At 31.6% G+C, this 15,018-nt stretch carries 18 protein-coding genes; 6 read left to right on the plus strand and 12 right to left on the minus strand.

What is annotated here, in order from left to right:
- Positions 1-54: 54 nt before the first annotated feature.
- Positions 55-720, minus strand: a complete 666-nt coding sequence (locus tag CLCY_RS04375) for an ABC transporter ATP-binding protein (RefSeq protein ID WP_048569923.1) — start codon at positions 718-720, stop codon at positions 55-57.
- A 1-nt stretch (position 721) separates the two neighbouring features.
- Positions 722-1,921, minus strand: coding sequence for an ABC transporter permease (locus CLCY_RS04380; RefSeq protein WP_048569924.1), 1,200 nt, complete (start codon positions 1,919-1,921; stop codon positions 722-724).
- Positions 1,922-2,151: 230 nt separating this feature from the next.
- Here CLCY_RS04380 and CLCY_RS04385 point away from each other — a divergent pair, with 230 nt between their 5' ends.
- The 3 genes from CLCY_RS04385 to CLCY_RS04395 are packed head-to-tail and all read left to right on the plus strand — an operon-like array spanning position 2,152 to position 3,711.
- A complete protein-coding gene (locus CLCY_RS04385) occupies positions 2,152-2,553 on the plus strand; it encodes a DUF4418 family protein (RefSeq protein WP_048569925.1) in 402 nt (133 codons plus the stop codon).
- 55 nt (positions 2,554-2,608) lie between these two features.
- Entirely contained in the window at positions 2,609-3,265 is a 657-nt protein-coding gene (locus tag CLCY_RS04390; protein ID WP_048569926.1) for a YdjY domain-containing protein, read from the plus strand.
- Positions 3,266-3,300: 35 nt separating this feature from the next.
- Positions 3,301-3,711, plus strand: a complete 411-nt coding sequence (locus CLCY_RS04395) for a hypothetical protein (protein ID WP_048569927.1) — start codon at positions 3,301-3,303, stop codon at positions 3,709-3,711.
- An 83-nt stretch (positions 3,712-3,794) separates the two neighbouring features.
- Here CLCY_RS04395 and CLCY_RS04400 read toward each other — a convergent pair whose 3' ends face one another.
- The 7 genes from CLCY_RS04400 to nudC form a co-directional block, all read right to left on the minus strand.
- Positions 3,795-4,172, minus strand: coding sequence for a MerR family transcriptional regulator (locus tag CLCY_RS04400; RefSeq protein ID WP_048569928.1), 378 nt, complete (start codon positions 4,170-4,172; stop codon positions 3,795-3,797).
- Between the two features lie 138 nt (positions 4,173-4,310).
- Positions 4,311-4,526, minus strand: a complete 216-nt coding sequence (locus CLCY_RS04405) for a helix-turn-helix domain-containing protein (RefSeq protein WP_048569929.1) — start codon at positions 4,524-4,526, stop codon at positions 4,311-4,313.
- A 10-nt stretch (positions 4,527-4,536) separates the two neighbouring features.
- Entirely contained in the window at positions 4,537-5,019 is a 483-nt protein-coding gene (locus CLCY_RS04410) for a DUF2975 domain-containing protein (RefSeq protein ID WP_048569930.1), read from the minus strand.
- A gap of 197 nt (positions 5,020-5,216) precedes the next feature.
- Positions 5,217-5,777: a sugar O-acetyltransferase gene (locus tag CLCY_RS14050; RefSeq protein ID WP_048569931.1), complete on the minus strand. Its 561-nt coding sequence runs from the start codon at positions 5,775-5,777 to the stop codon at positions 5,217-5,219.
- Positions 5,778-5,973: 196 nt separating this feature from the next.
- Positions 5,974-7,338, minus strand: coding sequence for a TolB-like translocation protein (locus CLCY_RS13885; RefSeq protein ID WP_048569932.1), 1,365 nt, complete (start codon positions 7,336-7,338; stop codon positions 5,974-5,976).
- Between the two features lie 306 nt (positions 7,339-7,644).
- Entirely contained in the window at positions 7,645-8,040 is a 396-nt protein-coding gene (locus tag CLCY_RS04425; protein WP_048569933.1) for a hypothetical protein, read from the minus strand.
- Positions 8,041-8,203: 163 nt separating this feature from the next.
- Positions 8,204-9,046 (minus strand): NAD(+) diphosphatase, encoded by an 843-nt coding sequence (gene nudC, locus CLCY_RS04430; protein ID WP_048569934.1) that lies wholly within the window; start codon positions 9,044-9,046, stop codon positions 8,204-8,206.
- Positions 9,047-9,216: 170 nt separating this feature from the next.
- On the opposite strand from nudC, the gene CLCY_RS04435 reads away from it, so the two are divergent.
- A complete protein-coding gene (locus CLCY_RS04435; protein WP_048569935.1) occupies positions 9,217-9,600 on the plus strand; it encodes a hypothetical protein in 384 nt (127 codons plus the stop codon).
- 283 nt (positions 9,601-9,883) lie between these two features.
- On the opposite strand, the gene CLCY_RS04440 is transcribed toward CLCY_RS04435, so the two are convergent.
- Positions 9,884-10,360 carry a pyridoxamine 5'-phosphate oxidase family protein gene (locus tag CLCY_RS04440; protein ID WP_048569936.1) on the minus strand — a complete coding sequence of 159 codons (477 nt, stop codon included), beginning with the start codon at positions 10,358-10,360 and terminating at the stop codon, positions 9,884-9,886.
- 159 nt (positions 10,361-10,519) lie between these two features.
- Entirely contained in the window at positions 10,520-11,425 is a 906-nt protein-coding gene (locus CLCY_RS04445; RefSeq protein ID WP_048569937.1) for a putative manganese transporter, read from the minus strand.
- A 267-nt stretch (positions 11,426-11,692) separates the two neighbouring features.
- On the opposite strand from CLCY_RS04445, the gene CLCY_RS04450 reads away from it, so the two are divergent.
- Positions 11,693-12,421 carry a gamma-glutamyl-gamma-aminobutyrate hydrolase family protein gene (locus tag CLCY_RS04450; RefSeq protein ID WP_048569938.1) on the plus strand — a complete coding sequence of 243 codons (729 nt, stop codon included), beginning with the start codon at positions 11,693-11,695 and terminating at the stop codon, positions 12,419-12,421.
- Positions 12,422-12,765: 344 nt separating this feature from the next.
- Here the strand turns inward: CLCY_RS04450 and CLCY_RS04460 are convergent, their stop codons facing one another.
- Positions 12,766-13,107: a (2Fe-2S)-binding protein gene (locus CLCY_RS04460; RefSeq protein WP_048569940.1), complete on the minus strand. Its 342-nt coding sequence runs from the start codon at positions 13,105-13,107 to the stop codon at positions 12,766-12,768.
- A gap of 214 nt (positions 13,108-13,321) precedes the next feature.
- Here CLCY_RS04460 and CLCY_RS04465 point away from each other — a divergent pair, with 214 nt between their 5' ends.
- Positions 13,322-15,004 (plus strand): methyl-accepting chemotaxis protein, encoded by a 1,683-nt coding sequence (locus tag CLCY_RS04465; protein WP_048569941.1) that lies wholly within the window; start codon positions 13,322-13,324, stop codon positions 15,002-15,004.
- The last annotated feature ends 14 nt before the right edge of the window (positions 15,005-15,018 follow it).

The following is a 15,018-nucleotide window of genomic DNA, read 5'->3' on the forward strand; positions in this document are numbered from 1 at the left end:
TTATTATTGATATAAAAAATAAAGAGGTAGCTATATAACTACCTCTTCTCAAGACTATATAATTTCTAAAATCCCATCATTTATCCTATACCTAATATTTGCCCTCTCTGCCCACTTAGTATTATGTGTAACCATAATTACAGCACTTCCAGCTTTAGTTGCCTCCTCTAGAAGACTTATAACCTCAGCAGCATATTTTTCATCTAAGTCATTAGTAGGCTCATCTGCCAAAATAAGCTTTGGATTATTAATTAAAGCCCTTGCAACTACAGCACGTCTTCTTTGTCCACCACTAAGACTATGTGGTAGAAAACCTTTTCTTTCTGATAATCCAAGTCTTTCAAGTAATTCATCTATTCTTCTAGTATCACACTTCCCCTTGTTTGATATCCTCTGAGCAAACTCAAGGTTCTCCTGTAGAGTTAATGCTTGTAAAAGGTTAGAATCTTGAAATATAAAACCTATCTTCTCTCCTCTTAGTGTAGTAAGTTCTCTATCACTTAAAAGTGAAACATCCTTATCCTCTATATAAAGCTTTCCTTCATCTAGATTAAGAAGTCCACCTATTATATATAATAGTGTGCTTTTTCCTATTCCCGATGGACCTTCGATAGATAGAAAGTCACCTGAGCTCACCTTTAGAGATATGTTCTTCAGTGGGCATACAGTTTCACCCATCTTATATGTTTTACTAACATTTTCAAGTCTACATACTTCCATATTAATCAAGCTCCCCCTGTGTTATTGCCCTTTGAGGCTCAAGACTAGCACTTTTTAATGCTGGATAAATAGATGCTATAAATCCAAGTAGCAGAGCAGCAAGTATACCTATTCCACCACACTTTAAAGCTGTAGCAAATGACCAAGTTCCCACTGGCAATGTTAATGCATCCTTTAATTCATTGAGTATAGGGGTAGTGCATATGGTACCTAATATACTTCCTATTATTCCCCCGACTCCAGCCATAAGCCATGCTTCAATTAGAATTAGTCTTAGGACGCTACTTTTTTGAACTCCCATTGCTCTAAGTAATCCTATTTCCTTCTTTCTCTCATTTGCAAGAGAATTAAATCGCCCTATTAATGCTAGTGCAGCGATTAATAGGAGTGCAACCCATAGACCTAGAATAATTTTTCCGAATGTTTCTATTTGCACCTTTACATTTCCTATAGTTTCACTTGTAGAAATAAACTTTACATTTAGGTTTAAATCACTAATGCTTTTTTCTATTTTTTTAATATCTGCTCCTGGTTTTGCCTTTATAAATATAGCTGATACTAACCTTTCTGGTTGTGCATCCTTCCACAGACCCTTTAGCTCATCTACATCCTTAACAATTCTTCTGGCAGAATCTATATTCATGTATATTGTTTCATCCATACCACTTCCAGTAGGATAAAGCGTCCCAACTACATTAAATATATCGGAAATTATTGAAACCCTGTCTCCAAGGAAGGTCTCTACCTTACTTCCTATAACTACTTCATTTTTCTTTAGTTTCTTGAACTTTTGCTGATTAAACCAAGGCTTAAGTATAAAGTCTGTTTTATCATCGTAGCCTACTATTCGAATTGCTTCTCCATAGCTACAGCATCCACCTTCAAGTGTTTGGGTAAAAAACTGAGGACTTATTTTATCAATCCCAGATACCTTTGATACCTTATCTATAATTCCACTATCCATATAAATATTTGCAGGGTTCGCTGTAAACAAAGCCTGATTCGCATCTGCTTTGGCCTTATTTGGTAGGAGCATAATGTCAGCACCTAGTCTATTACTTGAAAGATTTAATCCTTCCTGTATAACCCAGAAAACTGAAAGACCTATAACAAAAGTTAAAATCGTTAATGTTGTAATAATTACAGTTAGAATAGATTGTCCCTTTCTTCTAAGAGTATTTTTAAATGCTAATCGCCACATAATTACAAATCCTTTCATTTTATTCAAACAAGGTTATGTTAGCATATAAAAAATACAAAAAACAACAAATAGTAAAATTAAAAACCCTTTATAGACATTTTAAATACATTTCGACTCATTTATATAATTTATCTATAATCGCATAAATTTGTAGTATTTTATACCTTAGTAGTTGTTATATATGTATAATTGTAGATGTATCACTTTTACTTAGAGAGGAGTTGAAATTATTGAAGAATCTTTCGACGAAGATTATCCCTGCAGTTTTAGTAGTAATCTCACTACTTATACTAGGTGCTATTTTTATTTGGTCACCTGTATGTACTGGTACACTAGAACTTGCTAATGGTAATATGACTCATATGAAGTGTTTCTACACAGCTAAAGCTGAGGCCTGCCTTGCAATTATTCTACTAGTATCTTCTATTGCGTCATTTTTCACAAAGGGAAATCAATTAGCAATTATCACAATTGGAATTTTATTTATTGTACTAACATTTGATTCCCCAATGGGAATTGGAATCTGTAAAAAGGAAATAATGGCATGCCATGACACTGCAGCTTGGATTCGAACTGGAGGCGCTATTACTATCCTTGGTGGTATATTAATGCTTTTCAAAAAAAGGGATTAATTATTCAATGTAAATTATTTATTTAATTTATAAAAAACAAAAAAGGAGAATGAATATGAAATTTAAAAAATTAGCTTCAATTTTAACAGCAGTAGTATGTGCACTTAGCATAACTGCATGTTCAGCAAACAAAACTGAAGAAAAGAAACCTGCAGAAACTGCAAAGGCTCCAGAAATAATTGTAAACAAGGAAAAGAAGGAAGTAATTTATCCAGCTGAAGTAAATGGTAAGTACTTTACAGAAGGTACTCGTCATGGAGTTGTATTCAAGGATGGTTCAAATGGAGAAAAGGCTGTTCTACGTGGACTTGCAGATCAAGTTAAGTTTCATGAAGCTCTAACTCAAATTGGTGCAAAACCAGGAAATAACCTAACTTTAGCAGACATGAAAAAAAGTGTTCCAGTAGCTGGTGATAAGCTAAATGTATTTGTAACATGGGAAGGTGCTAACAAAGAAATTCCTTTCGCTGATGTAATTAAGGCTTCAGAGGAAAAACCTATGGATGTAAGATTTGGTGGAAACCTTGAAAATGCTAAGAAAAAGAAAACTGGTTGCGTACTATGCCTAGATAGCTGTGCTGTTGGTATTACAAGTGATGCAGCTTACCCAACAGGAGCAGTTGAAAGCAAGAAAGTAACTTTCACTGGTGACAAAAATGTTCTTCCAGCTGATGGTACTAAGGTTAGTGTAATCTTCCGTCTAGCAAAGTAGGACTAGTTTAAAATATTTAAAACGGAGTAAACCTAATGAAGTATTTTAATATATTATATAATAGCTTTCTATGGTCACTTGTAATAGCCTTAACTTCATTTAAAAGTGAGTGGCTTGAAATGAGAATGAACATAGGCCTATTATTATTTGGAGTTTGGATAGCACTGTTTATAATTTTAAGTTTAATATCTATTAAGAAAACACTTAATATGAGCTTTATATTTTCTATAATAAACTTAATTGTTTGTTTAGGATATTTAGCTGTTCTTTATGGAATAGAAAGACTTTCTATAGTACCTGCTTCTATTATTCGTGAAGGTCTTAATATGACAAGTGTAAGCTTTAATACTATTAATACTGTACTTATAGTCTTTCTATTAGTTGGACTAGTAATTATATTCTTCACATCTGCTTCAAATAAAAAAAGAAGAGATATTTTTAGTTAACATATAATTAGAGCACTGACAATTTAAAATTGTCAGTGCTCTAATTTCTTATTCCTGTAATTCAACTATTCATACATAATTCATTACCTTTTTAACTCACTTTCACTTGTAACTACCCACTGTTCATATCTTTCTATTTTATAATCTAAGCGCTCTATAGTTTTCTTCATACTTTCCATCTTTTCTACTAATAGCTTGCGCTGTTCGATTAATAACATTTTTCTCTCTTCTATGGTTCCATCACCCTGTTGAAATAGAGTAACATATTCAATTAATACTTCTATTGGAAGACCTGCATTTCTCATACACTTAATAAATTCTATCCACCTACAATCTTCCTCAGTGTAATTCCTGATTCCACCTTTATTACGTTTTATACTGGGAATAAGTCCGATTCGCTCATAATAACGAAGTGTATCCTGAGAAAGATCAAATTTCTTACTTACTTCTGTAATCGTCATAGAGTTGAACCTCCTAAAATAATTCATATGTGATAAAACTTTAAACTCTTTCTAATTTTTATTATCATAGACTAATCTGTATAAAACTTTATCACTTAGAGCTAACTCCAAGTCAAGAACCTTTTAATAGCATTACTATTAATTTTCTTCATCACTTTTGTATTCTAAGATATCTCCAGGTTGGCATTCTAATGCTTTACAAATTGCCTCTAAAGTCGTAAACCTAATTGCTTTAGCCTTTCCATTTTTCAATATAGAAAGGTTAGCCATTGTTATCCCTACTCTTTCGGAAAGTTCTGTTACACTCATCTTCCTTTTAGCCAACATCACATCAATATTAATTATAATTGCCATGTTATTCACCTCATATCGTTAAATCATTATCTGCTTTTATATCTATGGCATCTTTTAAAAGTTTTTGAAGAACAGCAGCAAAAACTGCAATAACCGCTGAAGCAAAAATAATGACCAATCCTATTATTATAATACCTGGAGCATCATCCATCTCCGCTATGAGATAAAAAAGCGGCATGCCTATTATATACAAAATACTAAATGTGATTGCACAGTATTTTATATTTTTTAAGGCCCTTACAGATAATTCGGAAAAAGCCTTGTTCTTGTCGATATAGCTTAGAAGCTTAAAAGCTTGATATAGGGCAAAGTAAAAAGGTATCGCTGTTGCATACAAATCCATTAAAACAAGATATTTTATATAAGCCATACCTGGATACAATTCTGCTGCAAAGCTTCCTATCTTAGGCACTAGAAATATGCACAGAGCAAGAACTGGAATTCCAATAAAAATAACAGCCATCTTTAAAAAGAGTGTTGAACATTTTTTCATAAAAAGTACCTCACTTATTTATTTTTAATTTAATTCTAATACATTGTATATCGTTTTGCAATAAATTATTATTAATATTCGTTATATAATTATTATTTTTATCTTATTTTCTCGCCAAATTGTTTCTTTGTATGATCTTCTTATCTAATAAAAAATACCGCATATTTTTTCAATAATACGGTATTTTTATATTTTATTTATATATTTTTAATAAATTTCGCTGGAACTCCCGCATACACTGTATTATTAGGTATATCTTTAGTAACAACCGAACCTGCTCCAATAACAGAATTTTCTCCAATTGTCACCCCTGGGCAAACTGTTACTCCTGCTCCAAGCCATACATTACGTTTAATTTTTACACTCTTAAGAATAACACCACGTCTATTTTTAGAATCTAGCGGGTGATTAACTGATAATATTTTTACGTCAGGGCCAATAAGAACATTATCTTCTAATTCAATCCCACCTAAATCAACAAACATACACGATTTATTGATAAATATATTCTTACCTAATCTAATATTAGATCCAAAGTCTGTATTAAACGGTGTTAATACTTGTACAGAACTATCAAGTTTATTACCAGTAATTTTTGATAAAATATTTCTAACTTCTTGAGGTGTTTTATATCCTGTATTTAATTCAGATGTTAATTTCAAAGTATTCTCAAGTATTTCATTAATTTGAGTAAATATTGGATCTTCACTTGAAATAAACTCACTTGTTTGTATCTTATCTAATAACTCTTTATTCATTGTATCCTCCACTTTTTCTTAAAAGTATTTTTTATTATCATAGATTGACCTATGTATAAAACCTTATCACTTGGAGTTAACTCTAGGTCAAGAACTCTTTAATAAGAATTCTAGTAAATTCAACTTCACTCCTAATATATATAAAATGGCAGCTTTCATGTTATCACAAACGCTGAAAACTGCCATAGAATAATATTTAATTAGAAACATAGATATCTAAAACATTTTCTAGATTATAGTGTCCATAATATGAACTACTATAGCCATTCTCATCCCTTAAACTAATATTCCCTACTATACTTTCTTCTTTATTATCCTGTAGTTTATATAGGGAAATCTCATCTTTGCCAGTTAACCTAGCAAATACAATAGACCTTCCCTTTGATATATAAATAGGATAAAAATCAAAGTTATCACCCTTAGTTAACTTTTCTACCTTTTTAGTATCTATATCTACGCTATATATATTATGAGGCTCCTTAAGCCATTTACTTGCATCTTCATTAGTATTAGATGCTGCAAATATAATCTTTTTACCATCTGGTGAAAAGGAAGGTGTCATTGTAACCATTCCCTTAGTAGTTGGTCCATAGGGCTGATTACTTGCTATCATTTCATCTGGCAATATAGGAGTAAAGCTTTGATCCCTCGCATTTAGTTTAACTAAAGTCTTGTTAATATTCATATTTCTTAATCCACCGTTATTTAGTACAGCTATACTACCATCTAAAGGGTTTATAGTTAAGTTATCACTATAACTTAAAGCGAATACACCTTTATCATCAAAGGTTTTAAAGTTATTACTCTTTACTTCATATACCCCAAGTGGAACTCCATCTGAATTAATAGAAGCTGAATGGACTCTACGCCATATATATACATAGGCGCCATCCTTTGAAATCCCAGCAACTCTAGGTGTTAAACCTAGATCATCTTCACTAATAGGCTTTGAGGGAACTACAACTCTTTGCTCTCCTTTAGATAAATCATAGCTTATAACTCCTTTGTGTTCTATATACTCCTGTCCATCCTTTGTATAATACCTATATAACTCTGAATATATAGTGCCAAGCCTATCTCCTTCTATACCTTCATAACGATTCTCACTATTGATATAAATAGAAGACTTTTTAGACTTTAAGTTAAATCCGCTAAGTCCACCTTTTTCTGTTGAGTATACCAAATTATCCTTATCTGCCCAAGAATAGCTTACAATCTTATCAGAAATCTTTATGGGCTGTTTATCACCTTTGGGGGAATCAATTGAAACTATATATAGGCTTCCATCCTTCGTATAAGCTACTACCTTTCCCTCTGGAGAAATCCTAGGGCTTTTAAATACACCCTTTTTATCTAAGTTGATATCTTCCCCTAGTTTTGATAAGTTAACCTTCCATAATCCATCCTCTTTAACAACTACTGCAATATCATTAGGACTATTTCTTTCTTTTATCCCACCTAAGGCGTTGCTTGTAGCTCCTGAAATTATTATTAGTAATAATATAAAAACCAGTGATAATCGATTTAATATTTTTCTTGAAATTTCCCTTATTTTAATCATAAACTTATATTGAAAAACTTATAAAAATTTATATATCCTGCTTATTTATATTTATTAGATATATACCTTTTCTAGTTTTGCATACTCCTTTCATTTTTTATTTTCCACTGATTCTGGATTAAAGCTAGATAATATCTACATAAACCTACAGTGTTAAATATATTATCAGTCATAATATGCAAAACCATTCCTAAAACAAAATCACAAAATCACTGCATTAGAATAAAAATATCTTTATTTTTTAAATAAAAAAATATGAGTTTTACAAGGGACCATGCCACTTGTAAAGCTCATATTATAAATGATTTATATACTATAGATACCTTTTGTTTTAAGATATCTTTCTATTTTTTCTGTATACTCTGTTCTTTTATTAATACATTTAGCAAACTCTAGGCCTTCTTGTGGTGTTAATGCATTACCTCCACTTGCTTTAGACCTAATTTCTCTTATTGTATTCTCATTTACTATATATCCTCTAAGTAATTCTATATAATAAATTTGTGGTGTATGTTCAAGGGATATATCATGACTAAAGGATTCCTTTTCATCATCTGTCATAGAAGCTCCATCAACCATAAAATAATCACTACTAACACATCCATTTACTTCTTTTAGGAATTCTACCATACTCTCTTCTTCCTTATATCTAATAATAGCATCATCTAAAGCTATCTTTAATAACATCTTAATACCTTCCATAGTTCTCTTATCTCCTTTCTTTTCCTTATCTAATCCACGAAGTATATATAACATAAATTATACATAAGTTGCTTCTGTAAGTCTAAAATATTTAATCTTATATTAGAGTTAAAATCCCTAATACTCCTAAACCCTTGATTATGAGATTTTCTTATGCCTTTGATTATAGCTCTACTGATTCAGTTCTAAATGCCTCCATCATCTCACTTGTAAGACTTATATTTAGATTAGGACTTGGTATATCTTCTCTGTCCACCCAAACTCCTAATGACAGTTCATCTTCATCAATGGTGATTTCGTCATCCCCATCAAGCTCAGCAAAAAATCCAACAAGAAGCGTATCACTAAAAGGCCATGGTTGGCTCTTATAGAATTTAAGATTTTTCACCTTAAGCCCCACTTCCTCTTTTACTTCTCTGTAAACTGTTTGTTCAAGACTTTCCCCTATCTCAGCAAAACCAGCTATAAGAGCATAATTATTGTAAGCACGCCCTGCATACTTTGTTAAAAGCAGGCGATTTCCATTATAAACAGCTACTATAACACATGGAGATATAGTTGGATATACTTTAAATCCACATGATTCACAATAAAGCATACGTTGCTTTTTTGAATGTTTCATTGACTTGCTACACTTACTACAGAAACGATGACTATCATACCAGCGATTTAACTGCCATCCAACAACACCTACAAATGAGCGCCAGTATTTTGGCTCAGTTCTAAACCTGTTAATACTTGCATAACTCCACCCATTTATTGAATCAAGTCCCTTTTCATTTACTAAGTAATAGTTAATATTATCTATACTAAAAAGGAATTGAGCATTATCTATAAGACCTGGATATTCCACTTGAAAATCAGAAAACGACGGATACCAAAGCTTATCTTTATCCTCTCTAATAAGTACTGTATCTCCCTCATATGAAAGAAAGAGATCTTGAGGCTCTGCTACTTTATCTTTAAAGTTATTATCAAATATTCTTGGTTCTATATCTTGAATCATCCTAGACCTCCTTCATTTGCAGTAAATCTAATCTACCTTTTCCCCGTTTATTATAATAACTATTCCACTATATGTAAAACAAAGTTTTCTCTTTTTTCTTACCTCAATCATATATATAAATCACTAACTCCTAATATATTATTAATACAAATAATATATTAGGAGTTAAAATGGCTATACATGAAAACTTAATATGGAGAACAAGCTACCAGGAATCTCATTTAGAAACAAGTACTAAAGTTATAGAAATATATTTAATTACAACATACCCAGACACAGTTACCCCTGAGCAAAAAGCTACTATAATTAACTGCTCTACAAAGGCTACACATATTGCCTATACTACTTTTACATCAACACATCAAGAACTCATAGATGGAACAGAAGAATTATTTGATCTAATATCAATTGTTAATACAAGTATAAAATCCGCTGAAATTGCTGCTAGAAAATCATTTAATGAGTATACAATAAATTCTTTGCCCTACGAAATTTTAAATAAAATAGAAATAAAGATTAAGCAAGGACCTTTGACCTCAAGTAATAATATCTAAACAAAAATATAAAAATCCTACTCTCCAACCTCCTGTATTTAACCGTAGGAATAGCTTCATTGCAAGTAGTAGTGGCTCCTTCTAAAACCATAGAGCAAAGAGCTAGAAATTCTTATCTTTATAAATGCCCTTAGACTTAGTAAGTGAGTATGTTTGAGCCTTTAGGCGAGTTTACTACTTTCTTAGTCTAAGGGCATTTATGGAGATTAGAAGTTCTTCTCGAATATCTCGTGGTTTTAGAAGGAGCCACTACTACTGCAGACACTACCCCTAAATAATATAACTATCTCTTCACCTTTTTCCCTTTTCCACTTATAGATTGAATCTTTATCTTATAGATGTTAGTTCTTTTAAGTGAAGCATTTACAGCCTTTTGGAAATTATCCATATTAGATGGAGCGAACTTTTCACATATCTTTCTTAGTGCAAATATTTTCTCCTCATCTTCAGTTACTTCCCCTGCTACTCCCTTTACAACTGTTGATTCGTACTCAGTTGTAAACTGCTCTGGAACTAGGTTAGTATCACCTACACATGTTACACATACATTAGGGTTATTCTTTATGTTATCAACCTTTTGTCCAACTGGGGCACAATGAAAATATATGTAATCTTCCTCTACAACAGGAGATATTGGTATGCAGTATGGAGTTCCATCCTCTACATTAATTGTTCCAAGTATTGCATACTCAGTGTTAACTAAAAGGTCATATGCTACCTTTTCATCTATTTCACGGTCTTTTCTTCTTACATTTGACATAATTACACCTCCAAATTTATCCTATCATTATTATCTAATCTTACCACAAATAAAAGTCTTCTATAGTATCATTTACAACAGAAGACCTTATTTCTAATTACTTTATATGAAAATTTAGCTTTAACCTTATCACATAGAACTAATAATCATTATCATAACTTAATAAAATATATGTAATGTGATTCCTGATAAAAGGCTAATTACAAATAGCATTAATGTTATTAATAATGCTTTTTTCTTATTCTTGCTTTCTTTAAACAAAAATATTAATGCAAGTCCAGCATTAGATGAAAGACCAGCTATTACACTTGAAAATCCAATAACATTCATAGTAAAAAGCTTTACAATACCTAGGGATACAGCACAGTTAGGAATAAGCCCTATAAGTGATACTAGGAATATTTGAATATATCCTTCAGTAAATATTATGCTATCAAACTTATCTATATGGAAATATTCAATTAGTAGAGTTATCAATACAGTAATTACATATATATATATCCCTACTTTAAAACTTCTTTGTATAGAGTGTATAAATACCTTTGATAAACTTATCTTTTCATGATCTAAACACTTTTCCCCTTCACTTTCCATTTCCTTTGTACTTTTAATATCAACCTTCATAGACTTTCTACCAAATATAATATCAATTATATACCCTGCTACAATTGCAATTACTAGCTTAGCCCCTATTATAGGTAATATGTGCTTATAAGCACCTGGAGTAGATAATAAAACAGGTATTGTTTCATCTGATGTAGCTAAGAATATAGCCATCATTGTTCCAAGACTTATAATTTTTCTAGAATATAGTGCCACTGCCATAACTGAAAATCCACATTGAGGTATTATTCCAACTATTGCCCCAAGTAGTGGCCCAAGAATTCCTGCATTTCTAACCTTATCCTGTAGTCTTGCAGAAAACTTATGCTCTATATATTCTATTGCAACAAATGTTAATATAAGTATTATTATCATGGGTATAATATCTATTAAAGAGTGCTCCAGCACTGCAAAAAAACCAGTTTCATCACCATGTAAATGTCCTTCATGAAGTAGTTCCATATGTCTTTCCTCCTTTATTTTTGTCAATGTCTATGAGTTTTAACTAACTTTAACATCTCTCATATAATATATAATATATCATTTGATAACTACTTTCAATTACTTTCTTCTATTACACTGTCCCTACCTGTATCATAAATTAAACAAAGCTTACTCTTTTTGAAACAAATATACACTCAAATATAATAATATAATAATCACAAATGTCCATACTCTACTTATAATGTATAATATATATTAATGAAACATATATCGGAGGAATTAAAGATGAAACTACCAATCATAGGTATATCGGGAGATCTTTCAAATACTAAGTTTTTTTTAGACTTTTGGACAAAACGTGCAGGTGTAAATGATGCATACATTCAATCAGTATCAAGATCATCTGGACTTCCTATTATGCTTCCTGTTACAGATAACCTAAATGTATCTCAACTTATTGCTTCAATTGATGGACTAATATTAACAGGGGGTAAGGATGTTTCTCCTGCTCTATATGGAGAAGACTCATTAAGTCTCCTAAGAGAAACTAAACCTGAACGAGATGCATTTGAAATGGCACTTTTAAAGGAAGCAATAATTCAAAACAAACCAATTCTTGGAGTTTGTAGAGGCATGCAACTAATTAACATAGCCTTTGGCGGAACAATGCTTCAAGATGTTTCCTATGATGAATCTATAAAGATTCAACACTTTCAACAAACAGATTCAATATTCCCTATCCATAACATAAAGGTAAAAGAAAACTCTATACTTCACTCAATACTAGGAAGTGAGTCAAGAGTTAACTCAATCCATCACCAAGCTATAAAGAAACTTTCACCTGACTTTATAGCAACAGCATGGGCATCAGATGGTGTAATTGAGGGAATAGAGAAAAAGGGAGATGAATTCATCCTTGGAGTACAATGGCATCCAGAAATGATGTCAGAAACAGATGCTAACATGAAAAAACTATTTGATAGATTTATAGAGGCTTGTAAGCGTTGTATGTAGCAATGCTGCTCTGCAGGTAGTTGTGATTATGGCTAAAACGACGAGTACTTCAAAGGGAGCTTCTAATCTTATAAAACTGAAATCTTTCCACTCCAGGATAGAATTAATTTTTTATTCTGTAGGATTAGTATCTTTGCAATTAGTGGTGCCTACGGCTAAAGCAATAGAGCCTAGAGTTAGAAATTCTTATCTGAAGCAAATGCCCCGAATCTTAGAGATACGTCGTCAAGCATAGCGGTTTTTCAGACGTAGCTCTTAGATTCGGGGCATTTGTGAAGATTAGAAGTTCTTTGATAGGTCTCGTCGCTTTAGATGTAGGCACCACTAATTGCAAGACACTTAAGCTATATCAAAGAATAATTTTCCCTATTTTTTAATGTAATTATATTTTCTATAAGTGCATTACATCTTCCACATTCAGTTCCTGCACCTGTAGCTTCTTGTACCTTCTCTACTGTATCAGCTCCATTTTTAACTGCATTTACTACCTCCTCAAGTGATACATTTTTACATCCACATACTGAAGCTAGTATTTCTTCTATTTCACTTACACATCCACCACATACAGTTCCAGCACCTGTCATTTCCTTGATTTCATCAACTGTACGAGCACCTGCTATCATTGCCTTTCTTATTGTAACGTAATCTACGTTGCTACAGTGACATATAACTCTATTTCCAGCCATTTGTCTTCCTCCTTAACGATCCTTAATATGTTAATAATTCCAGTAATATCATATCATAAATAATTCTATTATCTATAGTATAGATTATTACCCAACTTTCTTATTTATATAATATTTTAAAATTTGTATAAAAGATGTTATTTATTAAAAAATTATTCACGATAATGTAATAGGTAATTATTTTATATCCATTTTTTATGAAGGGGAGTTGTAAATGAAAGAACAAAGAACATTGTTAGAATCTACGAAAAGAACGAACAAAATATTTTCTCTAATCGTTATTACTTCTATATTATTTGGGGTATTAACTATTTTAGCATCTTTCAAAACTAATTCATTAAATAATGAAAGATTTCTTCTCCAAGAATATAGTGCCAAGCTTAAGGGAGGCTCTGACTACTTAACGGATCAAATTAAACTTTATGCTGCAACTGGGGATATAAAATACTGTAACAACTATGAAAAAGAAGTAACTGAAACAAAGACAACTACTAAATACCTAGGTTTAATTGAGGATATAGGTATAAACTCTGATGAGAAGAAGCTAATTGAAACTTCTAAAAATGAATCAGATACCTTAATTAATTTAGAAGAAGAAGCTATAAAAAATGCTAGGCAAGGTAACTTAAAAAAAGCTCAGGAGCTTGTTCTAGGTAATACTTATGATTCTAAAAAAGCTTCAATTGATAGTTATGTATTGAAATTTCAAGCAGCTATTATGGAAAGATCAGAAAGAACAGTGATAATTTTTGAAGTAATTTTATTCTTACTAATCCTTATTACTGTTGGATTATCATGTATTATCCTATATACATTTTCTAAGTACTCTAGGTTCATTAAAGAAAGGGTAATATCACCGATAATTGCCTTAAAAAATTGTTTTAGTGAAATATCAAAGGGTAATCTTGAAACCTCAATTGACCTAGATGAGGATAATACTGAAATAGGTGAGTTTACTACTGTAGCTAAAAATACTCAAAGTATGTTAAAGGACTATATAGAGGATATTTCAACTTCACTTAATCGAATATCTAGAAAGGATATTACAACCTCTATTGAAAAGGAATACATAGGCGACTTTGAAGAAATAAAAACTTCAATAAATGGAATTGTTAGTTTTCTAAATGAAACAATTTCAGAGATTAATGTAGCGGCAAAGCAAGTAGCACTAGGATCAGAGGAAATAGCAAGTACTTCAACTGCACTTTCTGAAGGTGCATCTGACCAAGCAGGATCTGTTGAGGAACTTTCAGCTTCCATTAATGAAATATATAATGACATAAGACAAAATGCAGATAATTCTAAGGATGTTAGTAATATTCTTAATCTAACTGTAGAGAAAATCAAAGATAGTGATAAAAAGATGAATGATATGCTTATAGCTATGGAAAATATAAGTTCAGCATCAAATGAAATTTCTAGGATTATCTCAACAATAAGCTCTGTAGCGTTTCAAACTAACCTTCTTGCTGTTAATACCTCTATTGAGGCATCAAAGGCAAATGTTCAAGGTAAACAGTTTACTGTTATAGCTGAAGAAATACGAACTCTTGCTAATACATCAGCTAATGCAGTTAAGGAAACAACAGCACTTATAAATGAAAGTATATCCGCTGTAGAAAATGGTAACTCTCTAGCCCGTGAAACAGCAGAAATGTTACATGGCATTGTTAGTGATTCTGAAAAAATATCTAATTTAGTTAAAGAGATATCCTTAGTATCAGAAAAACAAGCCCTATCTACTGAAGAGATAACTAAGGGAATAGATGAAATTGCAGCGGTAGTACAAACTAATTCTGCAACTGCAGAGGAAAGCGCTGCTGCCTCTGAGGAGTTAGCATCTCAATCGGAATTATTAAGTACAGCTGTTTCAGAATTTAAATTAATAAATAATTAAAATATAAAAAGTGG

Origin of the sequence: Clostridium cylindrosporum DSM 605 (assembly GCF_001047375.1) — a bacterium.
GTDB lineage: Bacteria > Bacillota > Clostridia > Clostridiales > Caloramatoraceae > Clostridium_AB > Clostridium_AB cylindrosporum.

Coding starts and splice junctions, on each gene's coding strand:
- CLCY_RS04375 (WP_048569923.1), bottom strand. CDS start 720: ATGGAAGTATGTAGACTTGAAAATGTTAGTAAAACATATAAGATGGGT.
- CLCY_RS04380 (WP_048569924.1), bottom strand. CDS start 1,921: ATGTGGCGATTAGCATTTAAAAATACTCTTAGAAGAAAGGGACAATCT.
- CLCY_RS04390 (WP_048569926.1), top strand. CDS start 2,609: ATGAAATTTAAAAAATTAGCTTCAATTTTAACAGCAGTAGTATGTGCA.
- CLCY_RS04395 (WP_048569927.1), top strand. CDS start 3,301: ATGAAGTATTTTAATATATTATATAATAGCTTTCTATGGTCACTTGTA.
- CLCY_RS04400 (WP_048569928.1), bottom strand. CDS start 4,172: ATGACGATTACAGAAGTAAGTAAGAAATTTGATCTTTCTCAGGATACA.
- CLCY_RS04405 (WP_048569929.1), bottom strand. CDS start 4,526: ATGGCAATTATAATTAATATTGATGTGATGTTGGCTAAAAGGAAGATG.
- CLCY_RS04410 (WP_048569930.1), bottom strand. CDS start 5,019: ATGAAAAAATGTTCAACACTCTTTTTAAAGATGGCTGTTATTTTTATT.
- CLCY_RS14050 (WP_048569931.1), bottom strand. CDS start 5,777: ATGAATAAAGAGTTATTAGATAAGATACAAACAAGTGAGTTTATTTCA.
- CLCY_RS13885 (WP_048569932.1), bottom strand. CDS start 7,338: ATGATTAAAATAAGGGAAATTTCAAGAAAAATATTAAATCGATTATCA.
- CLCY_RS04425 (WP_048569933.1), bottom strand. CDS start 8,040: ATGGAAGGTATTAAGATGTTATTAAAGATAGCTTTAGATGATGCTATT.
- nudC (WP_048569934.1), bottom strand. CDS start 9,046: ATGATTCAAGATATAGAACCAAGAATATTTGATAATAACTTTAAAGAT.
- CLCY_RS04435 (WP_048569935.1), top strand. CDS start 9,217: ATGGCTATACATGAAAACTTAATATGGAGAACAAGCTACCAGGAATCT.
- CLCY_RS04440 (WP_048569936.1), bottom strand. CDS start 10,360: ATGTCAAATGTAAGAAGAAAAGACCGTGAAATAGATGAAAAGGTAGCA.
- CLCY_RS04445 (WP_048569937.1), bottom strand. CDS start 11,425: ATGGAACTACTTCATGAAGGACATTTACATGGTGATGAAACTGGTTTT.
- CLCY_RS04450 (WP_048569938.1), top strand. CDS start 11,693: ATGAAACTACCAATCATAGGTATATCGGGAGATCTTTCAAATACTAAG.
- CLCY_RS04460 (WP_048569940.1), bottom strand. CDS start 13,107: ATGGCTGGAAATAGAGTTATATGTCACTGTAGCAACGTAGATTACGTT.
- CLCY_RS04465 (WP_048569941.1), top strand. CDS start 13,322: ATGAAAGAACAAAGAACATTGTTAGAATCTACGAAAAGAACGAACAAA.